Raw genomic sequence first — 25,215 nt, 5'->3', positions numbered from 1 at the left:
CCGTTATCTTTGCAAATGTTTTATCAAGAATACTAAAAAATAAGTATAATGACAGTAACAACTTCAATCAAGACATTAGCCTTTGCCTCACTATTGGCACTGGCACCGGCTCAGATGATGGCGGCACAAAAAGGTGGCACCTTCACTACCGGCGACAAGACATTCCTTCTCAATGGCAAACCTTTCGTCGTTAAGGCTGCCGAGTTGCACTACCCTCGTATTCCTCGTGCCTACTGGGAGCATCGCATCAAGATGTGCAAGGCTCTTGGCATGAATACCGTCTGCCTCTATGTGTTCTGGAATATCCATGAGCAGGAGGAAGGCAAATTCGACTTCACAGGCAACAACGATGTGGCTGCTTTCTGCCGCCTCGCCCAGAAGAACGGCATGTATGTCATCGTTCGCCCGGGTCCATACGTTTGTGCAGAATGGGAAATGGGTGGTCTGCCTTGGTGGCTCCTCAAGAAGAAGGATATCCGTCTGCGTGAGCTGGATCCTTACTTCATGCAGCGAGTAGAAATCTTCGAGAAGGAAGTGGGCAAGCAGCTGGCTCCACTCACCATCCAGAATGGTGGTCCTATCATCATGGTTCAGGTGGAGAACGAATATGGTTCTTACGGCAAGGACAAGCCATACGTAAGTGCCATCCGCGACATCGTCCGCAAGAGCGGATTTGATAAGGTAAGCCTCTTCCAATGCGACTGGTCATCCAACTTCCTGAACAATGGTCTCGATGACCTGACCTGGACCATGAACTTCGGTACAGGTGCCAACATCGACCAGCAGTTTAAGCGTCTCGGTGAGGTTCGTCCGAATGCTCCTAAAATGTGTTCAGAGTTCTGGAGCGGCTGGTTCGACAAGTGGGGAGCCCGCCACGAGACCCGTCCTGCCAAGGATATGGTAGAAGGAATGGACGAGATGCTGAGCAAAGGCATCAGCTTCTCTCTATATATGACCCACGGCGGAACCAGCTTCGGCCATTGGGCAGGTGCCAACTCTCCTGGTTTCCAGCCAGACGTAACCAGCTACGATTACGATGCCCCTATCAATGAATGGGGATTGGCTACGCCTAAGTTCTATGAACTGCAGAAGATGATGGCAAAATACAACGACGGCAAGAAGTTGCCAGCCGTGCCTAAGGCTCCGATGCAGATCATCAAGGTGCCAGAGTTCAAGTTTACCGAATACAAGCCATTGAGCTACGGTATCGGAAAGGAGAAAGAATGCAACGCTCCTCAGTGCTTCGAGGATATGGATATGGGATGGGGTACCATGGTTTATGAAACCCAGGTTCCAGCCATCGAAAGTACATCAACCCTTACCGGCGAGTTCCACGATTTTGCCCAGGTATATGTGAACGGAAAGTATGTAGGCAAGATTGACCGTGTAAAGAATGAGAAATCACTCGAATTGCCAGCCATGCCACAGGGTGCACAGCTCACCATCGTAGTAGAAGGTATGGGAAGAATCAACTTCGGTCGTGCTATCAAGGACTACAAGGGTATCATCGGCAACGTAACCATCACTACACAGAAAGAGGATTGCGAACTTGCTCTCACCCCTACCCGTTGGAACAACAGCAGCATTGCTGATGATTACCAGACTGCAGTCAAGGCACTCACCATGCCAACCAACAAGATGCGCGGTCTCCAGACCAAGGCGGGTTACTATCGCGGCTACTTCAACCTGAAGAAGGTGGGCGACACCTTTATTAATATGGAGGCATTCGGCAAGGGTCAGGTTTATGTCAACGGTCATGCCCTCGGTCGCTTCTGGCAGATTGGTCCTCAGCAGACCTTATATCTTCCAGGCTGCTGGTTGAAGAAGGGCAAGAACGAGGTGATTGTTCTCGACGTTGTAGGTCCTAAGGGTGAAGCAGGAAAGCCAGGTTCTACTGTGGCTCCTACCGCTTTCTGCCAGGATCATCCGGAGCTCGACAAGCTGAATCTCGAAAAGAGCAACAAGCATAACGAGCCAGGTCATCGCATGGATCTCAATTCAGAGACTCCTGTATTGAAGGGCGAGTTCAAGGCTGGCAACGGCTGGCAGACCATCAAGCTCGACAAGCCTGTAACCGGTCGCTACTTCGCCATCCAGGCAGAAAGCAGCCAGAGCGGTGACAGCCAGATTGCCATCGCCGAGGTTTATCTGCAGGATGCACAGGGCAACCGCATCGACCGCAACAACTGGGTAGCCTTCTATGCCGACAGCGAGAAGGGCAACTCAACACTCGACAAGATGTTTGACTTGCAGGAGAGCACTTACTGGCAGACCGAGAAGGGTGCCAACTTTCCACACCTCGGCATCGTGGATATGGGCAAGGAAGTTACCATCTCTGCCTTCGAGTACTTGCCACGTGCCGAGCAGGGTGCTCCAGGCAGCGTGAAGGCATTCAAGCTCTATGTAAAGAAATAAATGAAAAGAGGGAGACGGAAAGTCTTCCTCTTTTTTTTATTGTATGCTCGGCATGAGCTTATTCTAATGGGTGCAAGTCCCTAACGAGCCCTAATAGCGGGAATCGTATAGCCAATAGCAAGGGTGTCCATCGTGAGGTGGAATCTGAAAGAAGCTGGCGGCAAACATCTGACCTAACGCACAGAAACTTCATACAAGGCATTTGACCATGGATGAGATTGCAAGACAAATCAAAGTCCCATAGCTATTCGGAATGGTTGGTGTAAATGAAGTGGGTATAAGATGGAAAGAATAAGCCCTTATCCGAGGAGGTCTCACGGACGCATGGGTGAAGATGAATAATTCGATGTACAATGACGGAGTAAAGCTTGCCGTGAGAAGTCAGCAGAGGTCATAGTACCCAAGGCACGTGTGCTTATAGGGAAGGACTGAATCGTGCAGTGCAATAGTAAATGAATGTTACCTTGTGAGACTCCTCGTCAGATGTCCGAAAGGAACTCTCTATCCAAGACGATAGGACGGAATCCGACAATAGGATAGAAGTGACGCTACTCATAGGGATAACTGAAATCAACTTGCCACACATCGCAAGATGAGAAAGCACGAAACCGCCGTATGCGGAACCGCACGTACGGTGGTGTGGGAGGTCGGTAAATGTGAAAATAGGAGGCAAATGCCTTTTATGACTAGCATTTACCTCCTACCCGATTGTTTTTTTATACATTATTATTCTACAATACTGTGTTAAATTAACATTTAATCGTCTGTAAATCAATAATTTATATTAAGAAATGCTTATGAAAACTTAACTATAAAAAGTTGGTCAAGTCGCAGTTTTTCAGTAACTTTGCAAATCACGACAAACGCAAAATTATATGAATACAGGACTTGACCAATATATGGATATCTTTAAAGATGCAGTTGAAGATTCGGCTGCAAAGTTAACAAAAAGTTTCGAGAAAATACTCATCGAGGTGATAATTTTGTTTATGGTAATACCAAGAAAGATAAATTTCACCCAAATGGGGAGGTATGGCTCGCATGTTGAGCAAACCTATCGCAACGCATTCGGCTTAAAAAAGTCGAAAAGCATTGACTGGCTCAAACTTAATGTCTCACTTGCCAAGCGCTTCTTTGGTAAACAGGGAAGATGGAGATGAAAGATATAGAAGGAACAGCTTATACTTTGATAGCCTATTCCAAGGCACTCAGGTGTAAAGTTAGACTTGTCATCTGGCAGATGCCGAATGGCAAGAAGAAACTATTCTTCTCTACAGACCCCTCACTTTCGGGTGAAGAGGTACTTCTTTATTATAGAACCAGGTTCCAGATCGAATTTTGCTTTCGTGACGCCAAAGGCTATACTGGTCTTATGGACTGCCAGGCTCGCGATAAGTGGAAACTCGATTTTGCTTTCAATGCTTCGTTCACATCACTAAATGTTGCCAAGGTAACTATGAAGGAGATGGGAATGGAATATTCTATGTCTTCATTCAAGTCACTGATGACCAACATTTATCTGGTGAAACGAATTTTTAAAGCAAGCGGGTACACCCCGAACCGAACTTTAATTAGCAAGATTTTCAAAGATCTCTCGTGCTTACAGCGTATAGCTGCTTAGCACATTATTGAATTATTAACGAACTATTGTAATAAATAAGCCGAAAAAAATAGGAGAAAAGATGATGTAAATGGATTCTTTTTTGTACTTTTGTACGCAATTAAAGAAATGCAAGACTTATGGAATCTAGATTCTTGACCAATTATACAGAGACAACCTTCCTGTCTACCATTCAGATGAACTTGCGCCGCTGCAAGTCATTTGCTTTTTCAGTCAGCTTTATCAAAAAAGCCGGCCTGGTACTCTTGGCTAAAGACATTAGTGCTGCTATAGAGCGTGGTGCTAAAGGAAGAATTATCACTTCTACTTATCAGAATTTTACCGATGTAGAATCGTTAAACTACTTCTTGAGTTTGGCACAACATCCTAATTTTGAGTGTCATCTGGACGATGAATGTTTCCACGATGAGAAGAACTATTTTACTAATGGTTTCCATTCTAAAGGCTATATTTTCGAACTGGAAAATGGTATAGAAATGGTTGTTGGTTCTTCTAATATCACACGCTATGCTTTGCTGAAAAACATAGAGTGGGATTTGGTGGTAAATTGCGAGCATGATACCGAGGCTTATCTTGATGCAATGAATGAGTTTGAAAGCCTATGGAATCAGACGTATGAATTATCGCAGGATAGAATTAAAGAATATTCTACCAAACTCAGTTTTGCTATTGAGCATTGGGATATGGATTATGATATGGCGGATTCTGAAATCAAACCTAATTATATGCAGCGCAAAGCACTTAGGGAATTGAACAGGTATCGTGCCATCGGTCAGGAGAGAGCTTTGGTGATTTCTGCCACAGGTTCAGGAAAGACGTATCTGGCAGCATTCGATGCGCTCAATTTTAACCCCGACAGATTGCTCTACATCGTACATGAAGGCTCTATTTTGAAGAAATCCCTGGAGACATTCCAAAAGGTCTTTGGTGGCTCTAAAACCTGCGGTCTGTATAATGCGGAGGCAAAGGAAACAGGTGAGGATTTCCTGTTCTCTACCAATGTTTCGATGTGCCGTTCGCTCGAACTCTTTGATAAGAAGGAATTCGATTATATCATCATCGATGAGTGTCACCATGCTGTAGCAGACAGTTATCGGAAAATCATCGACTATTTTGAGCCGGAGTTCCTGCTGGGCTTGACTGCTACCGAGAACCGAATGGATAATCAGGATGTAGTAGAGATTTTCGGCAATAATATCCCATACGAGTTACGGCTTCGTGATGCCATCATCAATGATCTGATTGTGCCTTTCCACTATTATGGTATTCGTGACGAACTGGTTGATTATGGGTTGACAGCATCTGGCGAACGCCGTTTGATTTCGCAAATCTCTACACCTGAAAACTGCGAGTTTATCCACCAGCAGATAGAGAAGCATCGAATGGGAAACCAGAAGCTGAAGGCGCTGGCTTTCTGTAGAAACATCCAGCATGCCAGAATGATGGCTGATAACCTGGGTGATTATTACCATACAGCTTTCTTGAGCGGTAAGAACAAGACCGGTGAACGTATTCGTGCTTACAATGATTTACAGGATGAAAACCGGGATTTGGAAATCTTGTTTGCTGTAGATATCCTGAACGAGGGTGTGGATATTCCTGGTGTCAACATGGTGCTCTTTCTGCGCCCAACGGAATCGAGTACCATCTTCTTGCAGCAATTGGGTCGAGGTCTTCGTAAGTATACAAACAAGCCTTATGTTACGATACTCGATTTCATTGGCAACAGCTATAAGCGTAGCGTTCATATAGCCTTGGCGCTAGGCAGTCTTTCCCGCAATTCTATTTTGGAAAAGAAACTCTTGAAGTTCATGGTAAGGAATGATTTCAAGAGCTTGGGCTTGGATAAATATGGCGTTGAGGTACACATCGATGACCTTTCCAAAGAGGAAATCATCGACAAGATTGAGAGCGAGAATTTCAACCGCATTAACTATCTGAAGATGGATTATCAGAATTTCAAGGCATATCTGAAAACTCCGTCTTATCCATCGCACATGGATTATATGAATAGTGATTATGCTCCTAATCTCTTGAAATTCATGAAGATAAAGATTGGCTCCAAGAAAACCAATTCTTATTATGGTTTCTTGAAGGGTATAGAAGAAGAGGGCTTGCCGGTATTCTCAGAAGAGCAGATTGCTTGTATCAATTATCTGTCTAGTCTTTTGCCTTTGGTAAGAGAACATGAGTATTTGGTAATCAGAAATTTACTGGAGGGAGAGTCTTCTTTATCTCGTATTGAAGCCAATATCCGGGAGGAAATTCCTGGTTTCAAGCATGAGCAACTGGAGCACGCTTTGCGATTCCTGGAAGAGGGATTTGCTGTGAAGATAGAAGAGGGTGAAGTGCAATTATGTGGCGAAAGAGAACAGGAATATGAGGCATATCTGCAAGATTTGCTTAACTATGGTTTGACGCAATATGAGGCAAGATATGCTGATACAAAAAAAGATTTTTTGTTGTGGCAGGATTATCGTCAGGACCAGGTGCTCTTGAAAATCCTGGAGAATCCGAAGCACAATCAGTATGGCACTTATTATAAAAATGGCAATATGTATATCTTTGCGGGTTTAAAGAAGGATGCCTCGCTGGATGAACATTTGAAGTATAATGACAAGTTCTTGTCGCCAGATGTTTTCCAGTGGGAGAGTATTGCTCGTATCTCTGCCAAGGATGAGGCTTTGCAGCGAACTGCCAAGAGGGTATTGGTGTTTGTGAGGAAGGTGAGTGCTGAGAATGGTATCACTCTGCCATATACTTATATCGGAACTGGTCATTTGGAGAATCCGAGAAAGGATGTAACGACGAATGGTTCTATATTGTATGATATCCACATGGACAATCCGTTGTCGCAGGAATTGCAGGAAGACTTCCAGTGGATGGAGTAAATGATATTTTAATAGGAGATAAGAACAATGAAACATTATAATGTGGTAGCAGCCGTGGTTTGCCATGATGGCAAGTATCTCTGCATGCAGAAAGGCAAGACAAAGTTTGAGTATACAAGCTATAAATGGGAGTTTCCTGGTGGAAAGATTGAGCCTGGTGAAACTCCTCAACAGGCGTTGGCTCGTGAGCTGATGGAGGAGATGGAATATCCTGTAGAAGTAGGAGAGGAGTTGGTAACTGTGAATCACGAGTATCCTGATTTCTCGATAACCATGACTGCCTTTCTGTGTACGTCAAAAGGCGATGCTAATGGGTTCAAGAGGCGTGAGCACGCTGATAGCAAGTGGTGCAGCAAAGATGAGCTGAAAGGGCTCAACTGGGCTGCAGCGGATATTGATGTTGTGGAAGGTATCTTATAATACGCTAGTCAATCTTGCTGTTAGTTGATAAGGCAAATCCCTCTATATAGAATTTCTCCTTAACATCGTTTATGATAGCTTCTTTCTGCTCCTCGTTGGAGTCTTCTTTCTCGAGCGCAAGTATCAGATAATCATTGAATTTCGTTGGTGAGAATATCTTGCCGATAAGCTTTCTGAAATTCTGGCTGACGAATTCTTCTACTTGCGTATCTTCTTTCGGCGTGAGGCGATAGAAGTCGTATCTTTCGTCCAGCATCTTCTGGATTTCATCACGGAACATCTTGCGAACCCGGTTTTTCCAGGCGAATTTCTGGTGCTCGTTATGACGGGCATACAGAGATACTACATAGAGGAAGTTGACATCGTAGTGGAAGACGAGAAGGGTGTCGCGGTCGAACAGGCGGTCGTTGAAATGCTGGGTGTTGAAGCACTTCTTTTCCCTGTCGGTTGACGAAATCTGGTCTGAGAAAGAGAGATTCTCTGCCATCTTTGCGCTGATGAAGAAGTTCGGAATGATGTTGTAGCCTTCCGTCAGGTCATCGCGAAGCTTGGGTACGTTGCCGAAGTTACGCTTGTCGTATTGCAGTTCTTCATCGTCCTTATCGTCGTTCATAAAGAGGTTCAGGTTCCACTGGATGAGGTTTCTGGCATACGTAAACTGCTTATACACAGATTCTTTGCCGATGGAATGACCTAACTTGTAATACTTGCTGTCTCCGATGTAATAAACTGGCTCCTGATTTCTTGTTGTAATCAGGTTCTGGTAGCTGTACAGATGGTCTATGCGCTTGCCGTCAGCCTGTTCTTTCAGTCCGGCTGGAATGTTCTTCTCGCCTAGAAGTTCATCAATAATGGCCTCGAAAACGATATTGAAACTCTTAACCAGAAGATACTCTTTGTGTTCCTGCTGGATGTTCATGCGCTTGGCATTATCAAAGAAATCGTAGCATAGTTGCCAGAGGTGTAAAGCCTTGTCTGAGAAGTATTTATACTTAATCTGGAGCAGCCTAGTCTTCCCTAATCCATCCAGATAGGTCTTGAAACGATAGCCTGTTATCAGCTGGAAATTGCAGTTGATATGATTGGCGAAGCCGTATCTTTCGCTGATATAATTCAGGATGGAATAGAAGATAATCAAGAGTTCTTCATCAAAATTAATCTGCTTTTTCCTATTGACAGGATGGGTATAAACAGGGCTGTTTTTGCTGATGATGGCACTCGTGGTGGCTATGGTCTTTGACCAATGAATGCGGTTGTAACCGGAATGGATGTTCTTCAGGATGAAGAAGATGAAATCCTGGTTATGCTTGTTGAAGTCGATGAGGGCCAGCAGAATATCGAGGAATGTGTTGTTGATTTGTCTGTTACTTTTACCGAGGCACGCTATTTTCTGGTGATAGACAATGCCGTTTCTGGTGGTATTGTTGTAAACCTCGATGGTGCGGTAAATCCAGACAGAGAACTCATAGATGAAGTCTTTCTCCTGTTGAGAGAGTGGGTTGTTCTGGTTCAGGTTGACGATGGTTTCCGGGGCGTATTTGCCGAATACTCTTTCGCCCTCAGGTGTATCTTCGAGCAGTACTTTCGGCAAAATAAAGACGCAATCGTTGAGCTGGGTATTGTAGTAATACCCAACGTAATTGATGCTGACGTTACCATCAATGTCCTGCATGGCGTCAATGCCGTGCAGGACATCCCTAATCTGTTCAGCCTGATACTGATGTTCTTCTATGAGGATTCTCATGTTATGTTATTCTACGGATTCAACAGTACATCCTTTTGATTTTGCTAATTCAATAATAAGATCGATATTATCTATGCCCCATTGTGTTGTAAAATAAAATTCGACGTTATCTATTGTTGTTAAAGGATGATCGAAGTTCCAACGTTTACCAGTGTCATTTTTATGTTTCTCTTTCCATTGAGGATAGTCCTCCACTTTAATAACTATTCTATCAGTCTTCTTCGGATTGATAAATCTGGTTATATCTGCTAAAATTTCAGAATATGTCTCTTTCTTATTATTAACCAGATATTCTATTACAGCAAGAGCCATTTCTTTCTTATTTAGGAGTTCGCTGCTTCCATTAACTCGATATTTCGTCTTGTCGTATGAACGCTGATTGCTATTGGTATTATTGTTAAGTTCCAAATCTGATTCGTTTTCGTATGAATCATCAGAATCCTCTTCTTCTGAAATGTATTCCTCTACTCCCAAATTCTCCAAGAACTGCTCAACGATAGCTATATCAACGTTAGTTTTGCCGTTCTTATCCTCATAGAATCTATCGAAAGACAGAATCTTGCCTTCTTCATCCTGAAAGTCCTTATCATCGAAACCATAGTCTTTAAACACATCATTCCAGAGATAGAAGATAACCTTGCTTACGAATAAATCGGCATCGATTTCGCCATCCTTTGCCTTGCAGAAGAAATAGCCGAGTTTCTTGTCTTCTGAATTGGTAAGTGAGCCAATCAGGTCGTTAACCTTTTTGATAAATGACCACCATTTGTACTGCTTATCTCCCGTGTTGATGTACCAGTTGAGATGAGCATTGGTTTCTTTGTCACGACCTTCGCGAATAGGTACATACTTCCAATCCCAGCGGCGTTTAAAGGCAGAGTCGATAGGGAAGAGACTCTGGTCGCTGGTGTTCATTGTAGCCCAAATATAGAGGTTTGAAGGCAGAACAAGGCGCTCTCCCTTCATGATGAGGTTTACCATATTGGCTTCGCCATAGAGCTGGTTGATTTCGTCTTTATTCGTAATCTCCCATCCTTCAAATTCCTTTTCGAGATACTTCTGCATATCCTTATCTGCAACGATAGGATAATCAGAAAAACCATATTCGTTGCGGTCGAGCAATTGGAACAGATCACCAAAGATTTGGGCACAATTGCCTCGGTTTATTTCCTCGATAATGAGAAATTGCTTTTTGCTGGAGCCTAGTTTCTTCCACGCTTCAACATAGGCTTCGAGAAAAGCCTGAGGAATGAACTTGTAGGCAATTCTTTCTTCCTTTACGACTTCCTTTGTATCGTCGTCGATGACCTTTTTGCCATAGCAATCTCGGAGATCAACTTCTTCTGTAATAGGTTTATAAGTACCTACAAAAGAGGCGTAATCTGAGTCGGGATGAAATGTAGTACGAATCACGCTCTCTCCGAAAGTCAAGTCCTTGATGGTCTTTGATTTACCTGTGCCAGGAGCACCATAGTAAATCTGCTGAAGGCCTGTAGTCTTAAGCAAATGGTTTTCTGCACGAGAAGATTCTGCTGGATTCCCTTTTCTGACGAGTTCGTTCTTTGGGTCAAGAACCATCTTAGCCATTGCTGTCAACGTAGCGTTGTAGCCATATTCATATTTATCAATGTCAGACAGTTCTTTGAGTTCTACTCTGGCATCCTCAGCCTTTTTGTTGGGATTCTTTCTATAGTAGTCTATAAATTCTCCCAGCAATTGCTTGGATATGGTACGAATACTAAAACTGCCTTTGCTCCCTGATTTTACCAGATAGCAAAGTCTGTCTTTATCAGCAATTATAATGCGCCCGTCTGTTGATTGGTCGCCAACCATAAGTTTATCGTAATCTTCCATGTTGTTTCTTTATTGAAATTTAGGCAAAAGTACAACTTTTCGGTGAAATGACCAAGTATTAATTCGATTATTTTGATAAATGTATGATATAAAGTAAGATTAGGTATATTTTTCTGCAAATTTTTAGGCTTTTTCTCAAAACTTCCGCCCTTACATAGAAGGGCTTCAAGGTATGCTTTCAGACGGACTATCAGGAAAAACTTAGGGGGCATTTCCACATAGATATCTACATCGCTGCCATCGTGGTGCTGTTTTCTTGCCTTCCCTTGTTTTCATTCTTAATATCCTTTTTAAAAAGGCTTTTGCCCTTACAGAGCGCAAGGTGGATTACGCTTATACCCAGGGTGTTACCCTGGGCTAGGAGCTTCTGGGCCTTCAGCCCGTGCCTGAACCACATGCGGAAGTTCAGTTCCTAACATAATTATATAATTTAAAATGTTTGTAATGCAAACGAGCACAATGAAAGCTGCTTTCAAATTGCCGAGTGCAGCTTTTCTTCTGCAAAGAAAATGCAAACGAGCGCAATGAAAGCTGCTTTCAAATTGCCGAGTGCAGCTTTTCTTCTGTAAATATATGAAATATTTCTCTTTTCTGCAAGTTTTTGGGCTTTTTCTTTTGTGTTTTCAAAGGAAAAATGTAAATTTGCAGAAAAATGTAGAACGTTTTAATGTAAAGGTTATGGCAGCAACGGTATTGAATAGTAACAAGTACACCTCTTGCAAATGTTTCAAGTAGATGATTCTCAGCAAGGTTTGGAAGAATTGAAGGAATTGTTGTATTCTTATTATTCAAAGAAAATGGATGAATCTCTGAATGAACTTTGGGATTCGGGCGTGCTTGACCAGAAAAGACTTGACGAAATCAATAATATGGATTTGCCAAAGTGAATACGGAAATGCTCAAATCGATCATTAAAAAAGACATAGAATATGGCAGGAAATATGACATTGGCAGGAAACAGCGAGTTCAAAAGTTGGGTTTCGCAGTTGAAGAAAGATATACGCCATGCACAGGTTAAGGCGGCAATCAAGGTTAACACAGAATTGCTCCGCCTTTATTGGCGTATGGGTGCAGACATCTGTGAAAAGCAGAAATCTGCATCTTGGGGCGATGGCTGGCTCAAAGAATTGAGCCGTGAACTTATGGCGGAGTTTCCAGATATGAAAGGGCTTTCATACAGGAATCTACAATACATTAGGCAATAGTATCTCTTTTATAATCAAGGAAATATAATTGTGCAACAAGTTGTTGCACAATTACAAAAAGGACATGGGCAACAACCTGTTGCCCAAATAAACGAGGACGTATTCTTCTCCGTTCCTTGGGGGCATCATCTGTATATCATATCGCAATGTAAGGATGTTAACCGTGCTGTGTTCTATCTGAATAAGACCGTAGAAAATGGTTGGAGTCGTGCTGTTCTGCTTAATTTCCTTGACACTAATCTGTATGAGCGACAGGGAAAGGCTGTGAATAACTTTAACAAGCTGCTGGCGGATTCTCAAAGCGAATTAGCAGCACAAACATTGAAAGACCCTTATAATTTCGATTTCCTCACACTTGACGGTGAGTATCGGGAGCGAGAATTGGAGCAAGGACTTACCCAAAATGTAACAATAGGCATCTCCGAATATCAGTTGTCTAAGCTCATGCCTGAAAACATACAAAGCCAGTTGCCTACAATCGAAGATATTGAAGCAACGCTTTCTGATATAAAGGAGACTAAGGATTGATACGTAAGATATCAATATGAAAAGCCTACGGCTGCGGATTGCAAATCCGCTTTAAAGTGGTCGAACCTTTTAGTCGGCATAGAAGACTTAAAGTCTTTCGGAAAGAGTTTGGATAGTTGATATTCTGATATTCCCATCGGTTCCTTGTATGATCTGATAAGGGTCTTTTGTTATCTGTTGCGCTAAGTCACTCTGCACAGCAGGGAGCGTGGATTGGAAGTTTGTGATGGCTTTGCCGTCACGCTCATAAAGGTCGGTATCAACCAGTTGAGAAGAGCGTCACGTCCCCAATTGTTCTCCCAAGTCTTTCTTACGAAGAACAGGGCTTTGTCCATATCGCCCTTACATTTATCGATGATACGGCGATGATGATCCCAAGGAATGGGAAAAAGCATCTTGAAATCGTCCGCAGCTTGCGGAACATTTAAGCTTATATTTTCCTTTGCCATCGTTCTTTCTTTTTATTTGCTGCAAAAATAAGCAATATTTCTCTTTTCTGCAAGTTTTTGGGCTTTTTCTTTTGTGTTTTCATGAGAAAAGATTAATTTTGCCAATGAATGGTGTTAATTGATATAAGAATTGTTTCTTCTAATAGAATTAAATAATATGAGTATATTGGACAAAATACCTTCTTTGGCAGAAAATGAACTCTTCCAGAAACTTGCTGCGATAGAGGACATTACTGCACTCTGCAAGGAAGATCAAGAGAAATATGATGATGCAATCAAGGTGATGCGTGACCATATTGCAGCTTATAAAGGAGCTATCATAGAGGCTAAAATTGAAGTAGCTAAGAATATGCTGATGGAAAACGAGCCTATTGATAAAATCGCAAGATATACAGGGCTTGCCAAGGAGGATATTTTAAAACTCAACTAATATTTGAACGAGGTTATTGGTAAGAGTGACCTCGTTTTTGTTTCTAAGTTACGTTAAAAGAAGTCTTTGTAAATAAAGAGTATGTCGGATCGTTTGACCATAGAACAGCGCCACAACAATATGGCGGCAATAAGGGGCAGGGATACCAAACCGGAGATTCTTGTCAGGAAATTTCTGTGGAGTAGGGGATTCAGGTATCGGCTCAATCACCCGCGGTTGCCGGGCAAGCCGGACATCGTGCTGAGGAAATATCGCACCTGTATTCTGGTGAACGGATGCTTCTGGCACGGACACGAGGGGTGCAAGTATTATGTGGTGCCGAAATCGAACACCGGGTTCTGGATGGAGAAGATCAGGAGGAACCGGGAGAGGGACCATGAGGTGCTGCACCGGCTGGCTGAAATGGGATGGCATACCATCGTGATATGGGAATGTGAACTGAAGCCGGCGGTAAGGGAGAAAACGCTGGAGTCGCTCGCCTTTACGCTGAACCATATCTATCTGGAAGATCATCATATCAGAAGATATGAATTGCCGGAAGAAGAGCCGGAAATGGTGGCGGAGCCGGAACCAAGGCGTCGTGATTAGTAACTACTATTATTGGGAATAAGGTTTATGAAAGATATGGATAAATATTGGAAGAGCGTGGGTTCACTTTTCGATTCTAAAGATAATCGAAAAGTGATTTGGATAGGTTATGCAGTTGGTCTTGTATTGGTTACTGCTTCCATATTTACGCTATGCCTTAGGTTATTGAGGCATGAAGAATTTACTTTCGGGAGAATGTCTTCATTAATTTTAGTGTTAATGGTAGGTCTTTCTTTGGTTTGTTTTCTTTTTTATAGGAAGAAAATATCGATTAAAATTAAGTTTTACCTGTTGTGTCTGATTTTTGTGTGTGGTGGCATCAATATGTTTCTTCATCCAAAAGTATCAAGAAAAATTCCATCTGAAACATATTGTCAGGTAGTGGGAATAGTGGGCTGTCTCTTCTTTGGGGGAGGCGGTTTGTGGGTATTGTACAATGACTACAAGTGGCATAGGAGGCGTAGAGACGAGGAGGAATAAAGTGTACCGATGCGCAGACCTTGCGGAACCTGTCGAGTTTCTTACCGCTCATTTCTGTTTGCTATCACTTCAATCCCATCTCTCTCAACTTCCTTGAGTAGGAAGGGATTGAGGTGTTGGTGCTTCCGGATAATATCTACAGGGCTGTCTAAAAGTTCTTCCAAGTATACCTTCAGGCGGACTACTAGAAAAAACTTAGGGGGCATTTCTACATAGATATCCACATCGCTGCCATCATGGTGCTGGTTTCTTGCTACAGAACCAAAGAGGCGCAGGGAGGTGATGCCGAAGGTGTTTTGCAGTTTTTCGGCATGAGATGTGATGAGGGTTATGTATTCTTCTCTTGTTTTCATTCTTAATATCCTTTTTTTAAAGGCTTTTGCCCTTACAGGGCGCAAGGCGGATTGCGCTTATACCCAGGGTGTTACCCTGGGCTAGGAGCTTCTGGGCCTTCAGCCCGTGTGGGGCAAGGTATCTAAAGTACCGCTGCACAGACCTTGCGGAACCAGTCGAGTTTCTTGCCGCTCATTTCTGCTATGGATAAGTTCTCTTTGTTCACATCTTCTGGCTCAAATTCATAATAAGAATCTTCGGTAGGGAGATAATCCTCTGGAAGATCTTCTATGGAGTGGGTCTGGAAGTTGTGATGATTGCCTTCTTCATCAATATCGACAGTATATACTATGTCGTCTAATGGCGAACTTAATACGTTACGCAATGTTTGCTTTTTATTCGTGTACTTTTGTATATTGTCGTAATCGGTTCTGATGAACATCCAACGATTGTTTGTATCATCTTGGTCTATCCAATAGAAGAGATAGTTGTCACCCTTGTTGGTAACGTAGTGTGACAACAATGGTCCATCGAAATATATAAGATCGGCCACTTTCTTGAATTTGTCGAAGTTGCGCTTCTTTATGCAAATACCTTTTATTGTTTTCATAATTTTCCCTCCTCTAGTTTAAATGTTTTGGAGTTAAGTTCCCCACATGCGAAAGTTCAGATACTTATATATTCCCATCTTTTTATATTTTAAATCTGCTGCAAAAATAAGAAATATTTCTCTTTTCTGCAAGTTTTTGGGGGATTTCTTTTGTGTTTTCGTGAGAAAGATTAATTTTGTATCGAATAAAATTCGAGACCATTTACCGCATAGAGCGGTACGTTAGTAACCCAATCTTCCTGCAGATAATCATTCATGGAGATGCGATAGGCCTTCTTTGACTGGTTGTCTGCAACAAACTGGCGCAGGCTCTTTGCCTTGACATTCGTCTCGGCTTTCACCTCCAGCGGAACAATCTCATCCTCCTCATCCTGGAGCAGAAAATCAATCTCCTGAGTACTGTTGGTCTTGGCATAATAATACGGTTCATACCTGAGAATTAGCTGCTGCAAAACATACTGTTCCGTCAATGCCCCTTTAAACTCTGTAAAAATACTGTTGCCAGCCACTATTGTCGCAGCCTTGAGATTAGACATCGCACCTAGAAGCCCGACATCCAGGACAAAGATCTTGAAGGCCGCCCGGTCTTCATAACTGGCAAGCGGCAGTCGGGGAGCCTTCACATTATATACCTTATATATCAGTCCGGCATCCAGCAGCCACTGCAAGGCCAACTCATACTCCCGGGCTCTTGCCCCCTCGCGCACCACTCCATAGATAAACTTCCTGTTTTCCTTGCTCAACTGGGCGGGCAAGGATTTCCACAAATCAGTAATACGGGGAATAATCTCCGATGGAGCATGCTTCGACATATCTCTCTGATAACTGTTCAGAATGTCCTTCTGTATGGTTCTCACCTCTTTCCAGTCACGATTCTGGCTAAAGCTCAATACGGCTTCAGGCATGCCTCCCACGTAGTAATAATACTTCAAGAGTTCCTGAAACTTGGGAGCAAACATCGTTATCATATTCCAATCCTTCGTCTGAAGCAGCTGCGCCAGATTCTTCTCCCCCATAGCCATCACGAACTCGATAAAGTTCATTGGATACAGAGAGAGAAAATCCACCTTACCCACAGGAAAAGATTCCCCCTGATGCAGTTCGATACCCAGAAGAGAACCTGCAGCTATGACATGATAGCCCGGCGCATTCTCTGCAAAATATTTGAGAGAAGTAACAGCATGAGGGGCAGCCTGAATCTCATCCAGGAATATCAGCGTTTCGCCCTCTGTGCAGGTTACATTCGTTGCAGCCCCAATAGCTGTAAGAATTCTAGGAATACTGAAATCCTGTTCAAATAGATTCTGCAGGATCTTCATCTCTTCAAAGTTCACATATGCCAGCTGCTTGTAATTCTGGCGGGCAAACTCCTTCACCAGCCAAGTCTTTCCCACCTGTCTGGCGCCCTCTATAATAAGAGGTTTACGATATTGTTTATTCTTCCATTTCAGAAGTTCATTGATAGCTAATCTTTCCATAATCCGTAGCTTAAAATCACATTTTATGAGGGAATAATCATCTATTACCCCACATTTTATGAGGGAATAACGCTGCAAATATACACATTTTATGAGGGAATCCTATCATGTTTTTGCACATTTTATGGGGAACACCTATTTTTTAACTGATTTTAAAGGATGAAAAATGAAGTAACTACTCAGCAGCACCCCCTATGGGCATGAGCGAATCTCCCTAATAACCTCCAGGGGGGTAGGATGATTTCTCTTTTCTTTACAAAATAGGATGAAGGGAGAAGAAGAAGAGAGGCGTTACAGTTGTGACAGTTGTGACAGTTGTGACAGTTTTCAGGGGAGGGGTATATGAACTCGGGCTGCTTTCAAATTGTTATTATTATATTTAACTTATAATATATATATATTTATATATATTATAAGTTACCTCTAAAGAGAGGGAGGTGGGGGTAGGCGCTGAAAACTGTCACAACTGTCACAACTGTCACAACTGTCACACTTTGGTGGTGGAAATGGGTTCGGTGGGTGATGATGGATTTCTTGCTTCCTGCTGTTTTCGGGATGAGAAAGCATAGAGAAACTTTTTACATCACATAGTTTTCTCGCACGATAAATTATGAGTTGGCAAGATTAACCGGATACGCCCGAAGTGTTAAATTCGTTTAACATAACTCTGCAGGGTGAAATTTGGTAGTATCAGAAAATTGCCGTACCTTTGCATCGTCGTTCGAAGAAAGGCAATCACAAATTTTAAAGCTTTTGCCCTTACAGGGCGACAGGGGGCGTCCGTAATTACCCAGGGCGATGCCCTGGGCTAGGAGCTTCTGCCCTTTCAGGGCGTGTGGGCAAAAACTTGCGCACCCCACCAAGTCAACATTCAACATTCAACATTCAACATTAAAAAGAAGCATTCAACATTAATATTAACCCTTTAATAATTTAAGATCATGGAACAGAAAGGAACATTGAAGTATCGTAAGTTGCAGCGTACACCACAGAGCGGCGAGAACGCAGGTAAGAAAAAGTGGTATGCCACTGCGGTAACCGACCGCGAGGTGGATTTCGAGGGATTCGTATCCCATATCTCCGACCACGGTTCGCCTTACTCCCGAGGTACTATCCACGGTGTGCTGATGGATGCACTCGACCATCTGCAGGAGTTGATTCTCGACGGTAAGAGTGTGCGTCTCTCTGATCTCGGTCTGTTCTCCATCGGTATGACTTCGAAGGCGGAGGATACCAAGGAGAAGGTAACGGCTGCCAGCGTAGAGGGTGTACACCTGATTGTGAGAAACACAAAAAGCTGGAGCAACTCTGAGCTGCGCAAGAAGTGCAAGATTCAGGAGTACGGCGGCTATACCGGCACCGACGAGGGTGGCACCTCTGGTGGTACCTCGGGCGGCACTGAACAAGGCGGCGACACCAGCCAGGGCGGCTCCGGAACTACCGGCGGCGGTACGCAGCCAGGCGGCGGCTCTCAGGAAGGCGGCGACGGGCTTGAATAAAGCCCTCGCCTGAGGGCAACCCCCAACCAAGTCAACATTCAACATTCAACATTCAACATTAAAAATTAGACATTATGAAAGCAAGTACCTGGAAAACAATTTTGCAGATTGCAATCTCCTTCCTTACAGCCATCGCTACCACCCTCGGTGTAACAAGCTGCAGCAGCTTTTAAAGGTAAAAAGGTAAAAAAGTAAAAAGGTAAAAAAAAGCCCCGATGCATCATGCATCGGGGCTTTTGCTTTTATCTGCTTTTTCTTCGTTTATCGGATATCTCTTCCTGCCTGGCTGTATCCTTCGAGCATCTTCGGGCTGCTGATAGGCTTGCGCGAACAGTAGTCGAAAGCTACCTTCTTGTAGCCCTTGCTGGAACGCCAGCGGATGGTGAGCTTCACCGTCTTGCCTTCGGTATCAGGCACGACTCCGTTCAGGTTGAACGCTACGAGGGCATCTCGCCAGTAGTTCTGAGGGTCGCCATTAACATTGTGGCGCAGCTCTACCTCGTAAGGATTCTCTGGATTCACACCCGTAACGAGGTTGATGTAATGCACCTTCTGACCGCCCCAGAGAGCACGGAAACGGAGGGTGAGATAGCCATCTTCTGCCACCGTTACCCAGTCGCGCACGATGTCGACCATGTCGTCGCCATACTTCTCGCGGTTCTCGGTATCAGAACCGAGCGATGGAACTGGCTTCTTGGTCAGGATGCTGTCTATCCAGTTGACGTGAATCACCTGGTTATACTTCTCGCTCTTCTCCGAGGTCTGCGTGTAGTTGACCAGGGCGCGAACCTCCTTACCGTCAAAGATGGTAGGTTTCAGGTTCTTGGCGAGCAGCGTGGTGTTGTCGTCGAGCTGCAGATAGCAGGCATCACCACTCTTCTTCACGGTTACCAGTGCGTTAGGGAAAACGCGGTCCCAATCGGTATCGTTATCGTTATCGCACGACTGGAATGTGAGGGCCGACAGGAGCATCATCGCTGCCAGCCCGATCTTCTTGAAATCAATTTTTCTCATATATAATGTTCCTTTCTTTTTTAAAATTTTCTTCTTTCTGATAATAAAATAAGAAAGGAACAGAAATCTTGCTTCTGATTTAGAAAAAGATTGTTAAAAGCTCAATTAAAAATAATACGTGCAGCCGATGGTGGCAGCGCGGTTGCCGAAGTGCTGGCTCGCCATATCGTGGAAGCGGCCTTCGAGCGTCCAGTGCTTGCCCAGATTCTTGTACACCCCTACCTCGGCATAGAGATTAGCCGGGGTGTAGGCATCGCTGCGGCGGCGGGTACACCAGATGAGATTGCCCGTAAAGCGCCAGCCATCGGCCATTGTGAGCTGCGGTGCCAACTTGAATACGGCAAAATGATTATACTCTGCATTGCGCTGCTGAGCCTCCTCTGAAGGGGTTTCGCTGCGCTGCCAGAAGTAGTTGACTCCGGCTGTGAGGCGAAGGATGCCCTTATGCCAGAAGGCGGTGGAGCCGATGCCGAGCGTATTGTCGTGAGTGGCACTGAACAGGTGCTGGTGGATGTTCTTCACCGAGGTGCTGAGCACGAAGGCAGGACGGCTGTAGGTATGCTTGAGCTCTACCACATTCGCCATGCTGTTGACGATATCGGCGGTATAAACCGGCTGCCAGGCGCCCTCCATATCGCCCGCGGTAACGAAATCGCCAAACTCGGGATTGAAGATGCGGCGGCAGTAGGTGGCCTGCAGGGTATGACCCGGCGTGAAGCTGTAATAGGCACTCGCCGAGTAGATATGGTTGCGCGTGGTATGCTTCCAGTGCTCTTCCGGCGCAATCTGCTTAGGACGGAAGTTGATGATGCGGAAGCGGTCGCCTGCCATGAATCCCCACTTGCCGATGTTGTAATCCAGCTGGGCGTAGAAATCCTGATAGTTGGAATGGTTGGTGTAACCGGCGATGCAGTTCTTCTCGATGGAGAGACCGCCCTCGAAACCTGCCGTAATCCAGAGATTGGAGGTGACGACCGGAGTGGCGTATTCTACCACCATGAAGGGGTAGGTAGAGTGGTTCTGATAGGGCGCAGTCTGGGTTTCTTCCAGCGTGCGGCCGTTGTCGCTGATATGCTCGGCACCGAGGGTAAAGAGGATGCTGGAGCCGTTGTCGGCGAGCGTGCGGGTATAGTCAGCCTGCAGATGATAGGCGCGCACGTAATCGGCTGGGGTGTGGGTGAAATGGTTGCGGGTATAGGTCTGCATCGCATCTATTTCGAGCACATCCTTCGCCGTAGGCGTCCAGAGCAGATTGAGCTTGGCACCCTCGTGGGAGTAGTGGTTCATGGTGGTGCTTGAGATGCCCTGGTAGGCATCCTTATCGCTGCTGGAGGTGCGCTGGAAGTTGCCTTCTACATGACTGAGCACACGGAGTTTATCCTGCTGGCTGATGACGCTGACGATGCCTTTTGCGCCGCCGTAGGTATCACCGAAGAGTCCCCATCTGCCGGTGGTTCCGTTCTCCTTCTTTCGCAGTGTGATGTCGATGACTTTCTTCAGACTGCTGCATCCCTTCATCACTTCGGCGTTCTGGCACACCTTGATGGTTTCTATCTCCCGAGCCTTGAAATGGTGGAGGAAGGTGGCGTAATCGAGTCCGTATTCCTGGTTGTCGATACGGATGACGAACTTGCCGTAGAGGTTGGCGAATGGATCTCCGCCGATGATGTTGTTGCCGTCGAGCGAGATGACTTCCGGGCACATCATGAGCACATCGAGGAGTGATTCTTCGCCTGTGAGTTCCATTTCTGGAATATGCATGATGTATCTGTCGCCGATATGTTCTATCGGGGCGGCCTGTGTCTGGTAAGTAGTGCTGGCCATCGCGAGTGCGATGATGAGCAGGCTTTTCTTCGTACTGTTGTTTATCTTCATTTTCTTCTAATTTATATTATTGGTAAAAAGGATTTCTTTGTGCCAAATCTATTTGCAAAGATAAGGCAAAAATCGGGGAATAACGAAAAAATGGAGATTTTTTTATCGTTCAATGCGTAAAAAAGGTGTCATTGCGTAAAAAAGTGGAGAACGGGGCAAAAAAAGAGGGCATAAAACTTGCGTGGTATTAAAAAAAACATTATCTTTGCAAAAGAACAAAGAATTTTCTAAGAACTATACTTATATAATAACCCTTAAAAAAGATAAGAACTTATGAAGCGACTATTACACATTCAATTTCTATTGGTATTGTTGCTGGCGCTGGGATACTCTCCTCTGCAAGCCAAGCGAATCACACAATGGCAGGCTCAGCAACAGGCCTACAGTTTCTGGGGAAAGCAGATGCCGCAGAAGGCGAAGGCGAAGAGCCGCACGGCTACTACTGCATCGCCATCGGATGCTTACTATGTATTTAACAACGATGCCGGCGGATTCGTCATTATCGCTGGTGATGATGCCGTAACACCAGTCTTGGGCTATACCTCAACGGGATCATTTGATGCAGAAAATCTGCCTGACGGACTGAAGGATCTGCTGAAGAGCTATGAGCGGCAGATTGCGGCGCTGGGCGACAATTATGTAGCGAACCAGACTGCTACAAGAGCCGGTTTTACAGGCGAAAAACTGCTCAATACCGCAGAATGGAACCAGATGGCTCCATTCAATAAGTATACGCCAAACAACTATGTAACAGGCTGTGTGGCAACGGCTGGAGCCATCGTGATGAAGCACCACGGCTATCCTGCCAAGGGTACCGGAAGCCATTCCTATACCTGGAACGGCAAGACCCTGACTGCCAATTTCGAGCATACCTACGACTGGGCAAGCATGCCTGCTATATATGACGGCACCAACGATGCCGCTTTCGACGGCGTAGCAAGACTGATGGCAGACCTCGGTGTGGCAGTGGAGATGCAGTATAATAAGGACGGAAGCGGTGCGTATATCGGCAACCTGGTAACCGCCCTGCAGAAGTACTACGGCTACAGCAAACTTTCGCATCTGATGGCAATAGAAGATGTGGGTGCTGAGGCATGGAACGGCAGACTGCGCGAGGAGATTGATGCCAACCGCCCTGTGCTCTATGCTGCTTCTGACCCAGCTAGAGGCGGTCATGCCTTCGTAATTGATGGATACAAGGACGAAAGCTTCAGCGTAAACTGGGGCTGGGGAGGCTATTGTGACGGTTTCTACCAGATAGGAGCCCTGAATCCGGAAAGCAACGGAAAACCAGAGGGCGATAAGTATAATGTAGGTCAATCGGCAGTATTCGGCATGGAACCTTCTGATGGTACGGAGAAAATCTCTGGCATGGGATTCATGACAAATGTAGGTAGGTTTCATATACTGAATATGAATATCACCGATGTGAAGAAGGGGCAGAAGGTTGGCATCTTCTGTGCGCCAATCGGTAATACGGGAGACCAGCCGTTTACCGGAGAAGTAGACGTAGCGCTGATGAATGCGAAGGGCGAGATGCGGAAAATCGTAACATCCATCCCTCTGACTGTTGATGATTTAGACCCTGGTTATTATTATTCGTCTCCGTCTTTCAATTTTGTGAGTACAGTGGATGCAGAACCGGGTGATTATCTGGCTATTGTGGCAAAGGAAAAAGGCTCTTCGGAATATATAGAGCTGTATGATTCGAACTTCGAGAGATTGCGTCTGCCGGCAACCGGATATGTGCCTCGTACATATGAAATCAGAACGAAAGTGGGAGAAGGTGCAACGATTAAGCAAGCAGAAACGTGGTATAATCCTTCCACCAATTTCTATAATGGCAAACCTGTTATCGGTGCCTATTACTGTTATTATCTGACGTTAGATGCAGGCATTGCGAACTGTTGCGTTGAATTGAATGGCGAACTGGTTAATGATATCAATTTGGGTACTGACCAGCCGAATTCTTTCAGAGGTATTGAACCGGTTTATACCCTTGAGGTTAAGACTTATCGCAACTATCAGGAAAAGGATACTACAATCAACCTGATGGGGGCTGGAACGCTGAAGCAAGCACTTGCCAACGGAAATCCTGACTATTTTGTATACAGAAATATCAAGGTGAACGGCGAGATTGACAAGCGCGACTTTGATGAGCTGGCAAGTCATTATTTCAAGAGCATCGACTTGAGCGGTGCCAAGGTGGTGGCTTATGATGGCTACAAGGCTGATATGGTTCCTGATTATGCATTTGATGGCAACACTTATCTGGAGCATTTCAAGATGCCAGCCGGTGTCAGGGAGTTAGGCTTCAACGCCTTCATGTCTACCAATCTGAAGGAAATTGATTTGCCTGAGACGATAGAGGAGTTCGGCCGCAATACATTCAATTCCTGCTTCGAATTGACGGATGTATATATGCGTCATAAGGAGGCTCCTTACTGGATAAGCTGGTGTGTATTTGCCAACAAGAGCAGTCGGTTGTATCGCACGCTGCATCTCTATCCGGGCAGCAAGGCAAAGTATGAGGCTCATCAGTATACCCAGAACTGGATAGTATACTTCGATAATGTGGTAGAGGACCTGGAGCCTACCGGCATCCATTCAGTAACATTGGATAAGGAGACTGGCAATAAGGCGATTTATGACCTGAACGGCCGCAGAATACAAAATGTTCCATCTAGGGGTATCTATATCCAGAATGGAAAGAAGATCAGCGTTAAGTAATGTTGAATGTTGAGTGTTGAATGTTGAGTGTTGATTATTACAATTAAAAGATAAGAATCCCCTGGTGCTCTCTGTGGCATCAGGGGATTTTTTTTTGCAGTAAGATACGTAAGTACGCCAGGCGTTTCACCCTTCCTGCATTACGAAAAGAGGAGGGTGATGAGCGGGATGGTGATGATGCTGCCAACCGTGGTGATGAACGTCATCTCGGTGATGAGAGAAGGATTGCGGCCGTATTTCAGACAGAACATCGTGCCGAAACTCGCTACGGGCATCGCAATGACAACCGTATTGATGTCGTTGACCTGATCGCTTACACCACATACCTTGAACAGGAAATAAATACTCAGAGGTACTACCACAAGACGCAAGAACGAGGAGAGGTATACCTTCGGACTGCCGATAATCTCCTTCACCGGCAACTTGGCCATCGAGGAACCGATAATCATCAGGGCTGCAGGAACCGTAATGTTGCCCACCATCGTTACCGGACGCGCAATGATATCAGGCGTATGTACCCCGAAAGCTACCAGGAGGGCGGCAACAAAGGCACCCAGAAGAGCCGGAGAAAACAGCACCTTAGGATTGAACAGCTTGATGCTGTACTCGCCCTTGATGAGCATGACACCTGCCGTAAAAATAAAAAAGGTGTTCGGCATGTTGAGCAGCGCGGCATAAAAAATGGCCTTCGGACCGAATATGCTTGAAACAATAGGGTAGCCGATGAAACCTACGTTGGCAAACATCAGCGCAAAACCTATCATGCCCTGGTCATCATGATTGCGCGTGATGAGACGCGGCACCCAGAAACCGAATACCAGCAAAAGGATGTAGGTAAGAAAACCTACGCCCAGGAGGGGAAGAATGAGCGTGCGGTCGGGCAGCTCATCGCCCATTACTGACGAGAGCACCAGCAGGGGGCAGGTGATATCTACCACCATGCTGGATAACTTCTTGTCAAACTTGTCGCCCATATATCCTAACTTGCAGGCGACGTAACCTAAAATCACGATGATGAAAAGTATCACCATCACTTCCAAATTCTCCATTT

The 25,215-nt window shown here is 44.8% G+C and carries 21 protein-coding genes and 1 pseudogene; 13 read left to right on the top strand and 9 right to left on the bottom strand.

Going from position 1 to position 25,215, the window contains the following annotated elements:
- The first annotated feature begins 48 nt into the window (after positions 1 to 48).
- The 5 genes from ONT19_RS07270 to ONT19_RS07250 all read left to right on the top strand — a co-directional run bounded on the left by ONT19_RS07270 (position 49) and on the right by ONT19_RS07250 (position 7,347).
- The gene (locus ONT19_RS07270) at positions 49 to 2,415 is read left to right on the top strand and encodes a beta-galactosidase (protein WP_264952840.1); all 2,367 of its coding nucleotides are present in this window, start codon (positions 49 to 51) and stop codon (positions 2,413 to 2,415) included.
- A gap of 875 nt (positions 2,416 to 3,290) precedes the next feature.
- Positions 3,291 to 3,575: a hypothetical protein gene (locus ONT19_RS07265; protein WP_228112419.1), complete on the top strand. Its 285-nt coding sequence runs from the start codon at positions 3,291 to 3,293 to the stop codon at positions 3,573 to 3,575.
- Entirely contained in the window at positions 3,572 to 4,036 is a 465-nt protein-coding gene (locus tag ONT19_RS07260; protein ID WP_228113134.1) for a hypothetical protein, read from the top strand. The genes ONT19_RS07265 and ONT19_RS07260 overlap by 4 nt, the downstream gene beginning before the upstream one ends.
- 119 nt (positions 4,037 to 4,155) lie before the next feature.
- Positions 4,156 to 6,927: a DUF3427 domain-containing protein gene (locus tag ONT19_RS07255; RefSeq protein ID WP_264952841.1), complete on the top strand. Its 2,772-nt coding sequence runs from the start codon at positions 4,156 to 4,158 to the stop codon at positions 6,925 to 6,927.
- 27 nt (positions 6,928 to 6,954) lie between these two features.
- Positions 6,955 to 7,347 carry a (deoxy)nucleoside triphosphate pyrophosphohydrolase gene (locus tag ONT19_RS07250; protein ID WP_264952842.1) on the top strand — a complete coding sequence of 131 codons (393 nt, stop codon included), beginning with the start codon at positions 6,955 to 6,957 and terminating at the stop codon, positions 7,345 to 7,347.
- Between the two features lie 4 nt (positions 7,348 to 7,351).
- Here the strand turns inward: ONT19_RS07250 and ONT19_RS07245 are convergent, their stop codons facing one another.
- Positions 7,352 to 9,091 carry an LlaJI family restriction endonuclease gene (locus ONT19_RS07245; RefSeq protein WP_264952843.1) on the bottom strand — a complete coding sequence of 580 codons (1,740 nt, stop codon included), beginning with the start codon at positions 9,089 to 9,091 and terminating at the stop codon, positions 7,352 to 7,354.
- A 6-nt stretch (positions 9,092 to 9,097) separates the two neighbouring features.
- Positions 9,098 to 10,945, bottom strand: coding sequence for an AAA family ATPase (locus ONT19_RS07240; protein WP_264952844.1), 1,848 nt, complete (start codon positions 10,943 to 10,945; stop codon positions 9,098 to 9,100).
- 722 nt (positions 10,946 to 11,667) lie between these two features.
- Between ONT19_RS07240 and ONT19_RS07235 the strand changes: the two genes are divergently transcribed.
- A complete protein-coding gene (locus tag ONT19_RS07235; RefSeq protein ID WP_367399985.1) occupies positions 11,668 to 11,832 on the top strand; it encodes a hypothetical protein in 165 nt (54 codons plus the stop codon).
- A 42-nt stretch (positions 11,833 to 11,874) separates the two neighbouring features.
- Positions 11,875 to 12,678, top strand: a pseudogene (locus ONT19_RS07230) (DUF1016 N-terminal domain-containing protein).
- Positions 12,679 to 12,860: 182 nt separating this feature from the next.
- Here the strand turns inward: ONT19_RS07230 and ONT19_RS07225 are convergent.
- The gene (locus ONT19_RS07225; protein WP_153113032.1) at positions 12,861 to 13,127 is read right to left on the bottom strand and encodes a hypothetical protein; all 267 of its coding nucleotides are present in this window, start codon (positions 13,125 to 13,127) and stop codon (positions 12,861 to 12,863) included.
- 157 nt (positions 13,128 to 13,284) lie between these two features.
- Here ONT19_RS07225 and ONT19_RS07220 point away from each other — a divergent pair, with 157 nt between their 5' ends.
- The 3 genes from ONT19_RS07220 to ONT19_RS07210 all read left to right on the top strand — a co-directional run bounded on the left by ONT19_RS07220 (position 13,285) and on the right by ONT19_RS07210 (position 14,625).
- Positions 13,285 to 13,557 carry a hypothetical protein gene (locus ONT19_RS07220; protein ID WP_153081231.1) on the top strand — a complete coding sequence of 91 codons (273 nt, stop codon included), beginning with the start codon at positions 13,285 to 13,287 and terminating at the stop codon, positions 13,555 to 13,557.
- Positions 13,558 to 13,638: 81 nt separating this feature from the next.
- The gene (locus ONT19_RS07215) at positions 13,639 to 14,145 is read left to right on the top strand and encodes a very short patch repair endonuclease (protein WP_264908874.1); all 507 of its coding nucleotides are present in this window, start codon (positions 13,639 to 13,641) and stop codon (positions 14,143 to 14,145) included.
- Positions 14,146 to 14,172: 27 nt separating this feature from the next.
- The gene (locus tag ONT19_RS07210) at positions 14,173 to 14,625 is read left to right on the top strand and encodes a hypothetical protein (RefSeq protein WP_118192436.1); all 453 of its coding nucleotides are present in this window, start codon (positions 14,173 to 14,175) and stop codon (positions 14,623 to 14,625) included.
- A 41-nt stretch (positions 14,626 to 14,666) separates the two neighbouring features.
- Here ONT19_RS07210 and ONT19_RS07205 read toward each other — a convergent pair whose 3' ends face one another.
- The 3 genes from ONT19_RS07205 to ONT19_RS07195 form a co-directional block, all read right to left on the bottom strand.
- Positions 14,667 to 14,978 carry a nucleotidyltransferase family protein gene (locus ONT19_RS07205; protein ID WP_264952845.1) on the bottom strand — a complete coding sequence of 104 codons (312 nt, stop codon included), beginning with the start codon at positions 14,976 to 14,978 and terminating at the stop codon, positions 14,667 to 14,669.
- A 122-nt stretch (positions 14,979 to 15,100) separates the two neighbouring features.
- The gene (locus ONT19_RS07200) at positions 15,101 to 15,568 is read right to left on the bottom strand and encodes a DUF6575 domain-containing protein (RefSeq protein WP_264900562.1); all 468 of its coding nucleotides are present in this window, start codon (positions 15,566 to 15,568) and stop codon (positions 15,101 to 15,103) included.
- 170 nt (positions 15,569 to 15,738) lie between these two features.
- Positions 15,739 to 17,046 (bottom strand): ATP-binding protein, encoded by a 1,308-nt coding sequence (locus ONT19_RS07195; RefSeq protein ID WP_153081229.1) that lies wholly within the window; start codon positions 17,044 to 17,046, stop codon positions 15,739 to 15,741.
- 941 nt (positions 17,047 to 17,987) lie between these two features.
- On the opposite strand from ONT19_RS07195, the gene ONT19_RS07190 reads away from it, so the two are divergent.
- Positions 17,988 to 18,545, top strand: a complete 558-nt coding sequence (locus tag ONT19_RS07190; protein ID WP_264952846.1) for an HU family DNA-binding protein — start codon at positions 17,988 to 17,990, stop codon at positions 18,543 to 18,545.
- 74 nt (positions 18,546 to 18,619) lie between these two features.
- Positions 18,620 to 18,718 (top strand): smalltalk protein, encoded by a 99-nt coding sequence (locus tag ONT19_RS07185; protein ID WP_153113243.1) that lies wholly within the window; start codon positions 18,620 to 18,622, stop codon positions 18,716 to 18,718.
- An 88-nt stretch (positions 18,719 to 18,806) separates the two neighbouring features.
- Here ONT19_RS07185 and ONT19_RS07180 read toward each other — a convergent pair whose 3' ends face one another.
- Both ONT19_RS07180 and ONT19_RS07175 read right to left on the bottom strand, forming a co-directional pair.
- Positions 18,807 to 19,559, bottom strand: coding sequence for a NigD1/NigD2 family lipoprotein (locus ONT19_RS07180; RefSeq protein WP_264952847.1), 753 nt, complete (start codon positions 19,557 to 19,559; stop codon positions 18,807 to 18,809).
- 105 nt (positions 19,560 to 19,664) lie between these two features.
- Positions 19,665 to 21,434: an outer membrane beta-barrel family protein gene (locus tag ONT19_RS07175; RefSeq protein ID WP_264952848.1), complete on the bottom strand. Its 1,770-nt coding sequence runs from the start codon at positions 21,432 to 21,434 to the stop codon at positions 19,665 to 19,667.
- Positions 21,435 to 21,707: 273 nt separating this feature from the next.
- Here ONT19_RS07175 and ONT19_RS07170 point away from each other — a divergent pair, with 273 nt between their 5' ends.
- Positions 21,708 to 24,164, top strand: a complete 2,457-nt coding sequence (locus tag ONT19_RS07170) for a C10 family peptidase (protein ID WP_264952849.1) — start codon at positions 21,708 to 21,710, stop codon at positions 24,162 to 24,164.
- Positions 24,165 to 24,304: 140 nt separating this feature from the next.
- Here the strand turns inward: ONT19_RS07170 and ONT19_RS07165 are convergent, their stop codons facing one another.
- A complete protein-coding gene (locus tag ONT19_RS07165) occupies positions 24,305 to 25,213 on the bottom strand; it encodes an AEC family transporter (protein WP_264952850.1) in 909 nt (302 codons plus the stop codon).
- Positions 25,214 to 25,215: the final 2 nt, after the last annotated feature.

Source organism: Segatella copri (genome assembly GCF_026015625.1).
GTDB classification, from domain to species: domain Bacteria; phylum Bacteroidota; class Bacteroidia; order Bacteroidales; family Bacteroidaceae; genus Prevotella; species Prevotella copri_H.
The sequence above is the reverse complement of the archived record's forward strand: the minus strand, read 5'-3'. Positions and strand labels throughout refer to the sequence as shown.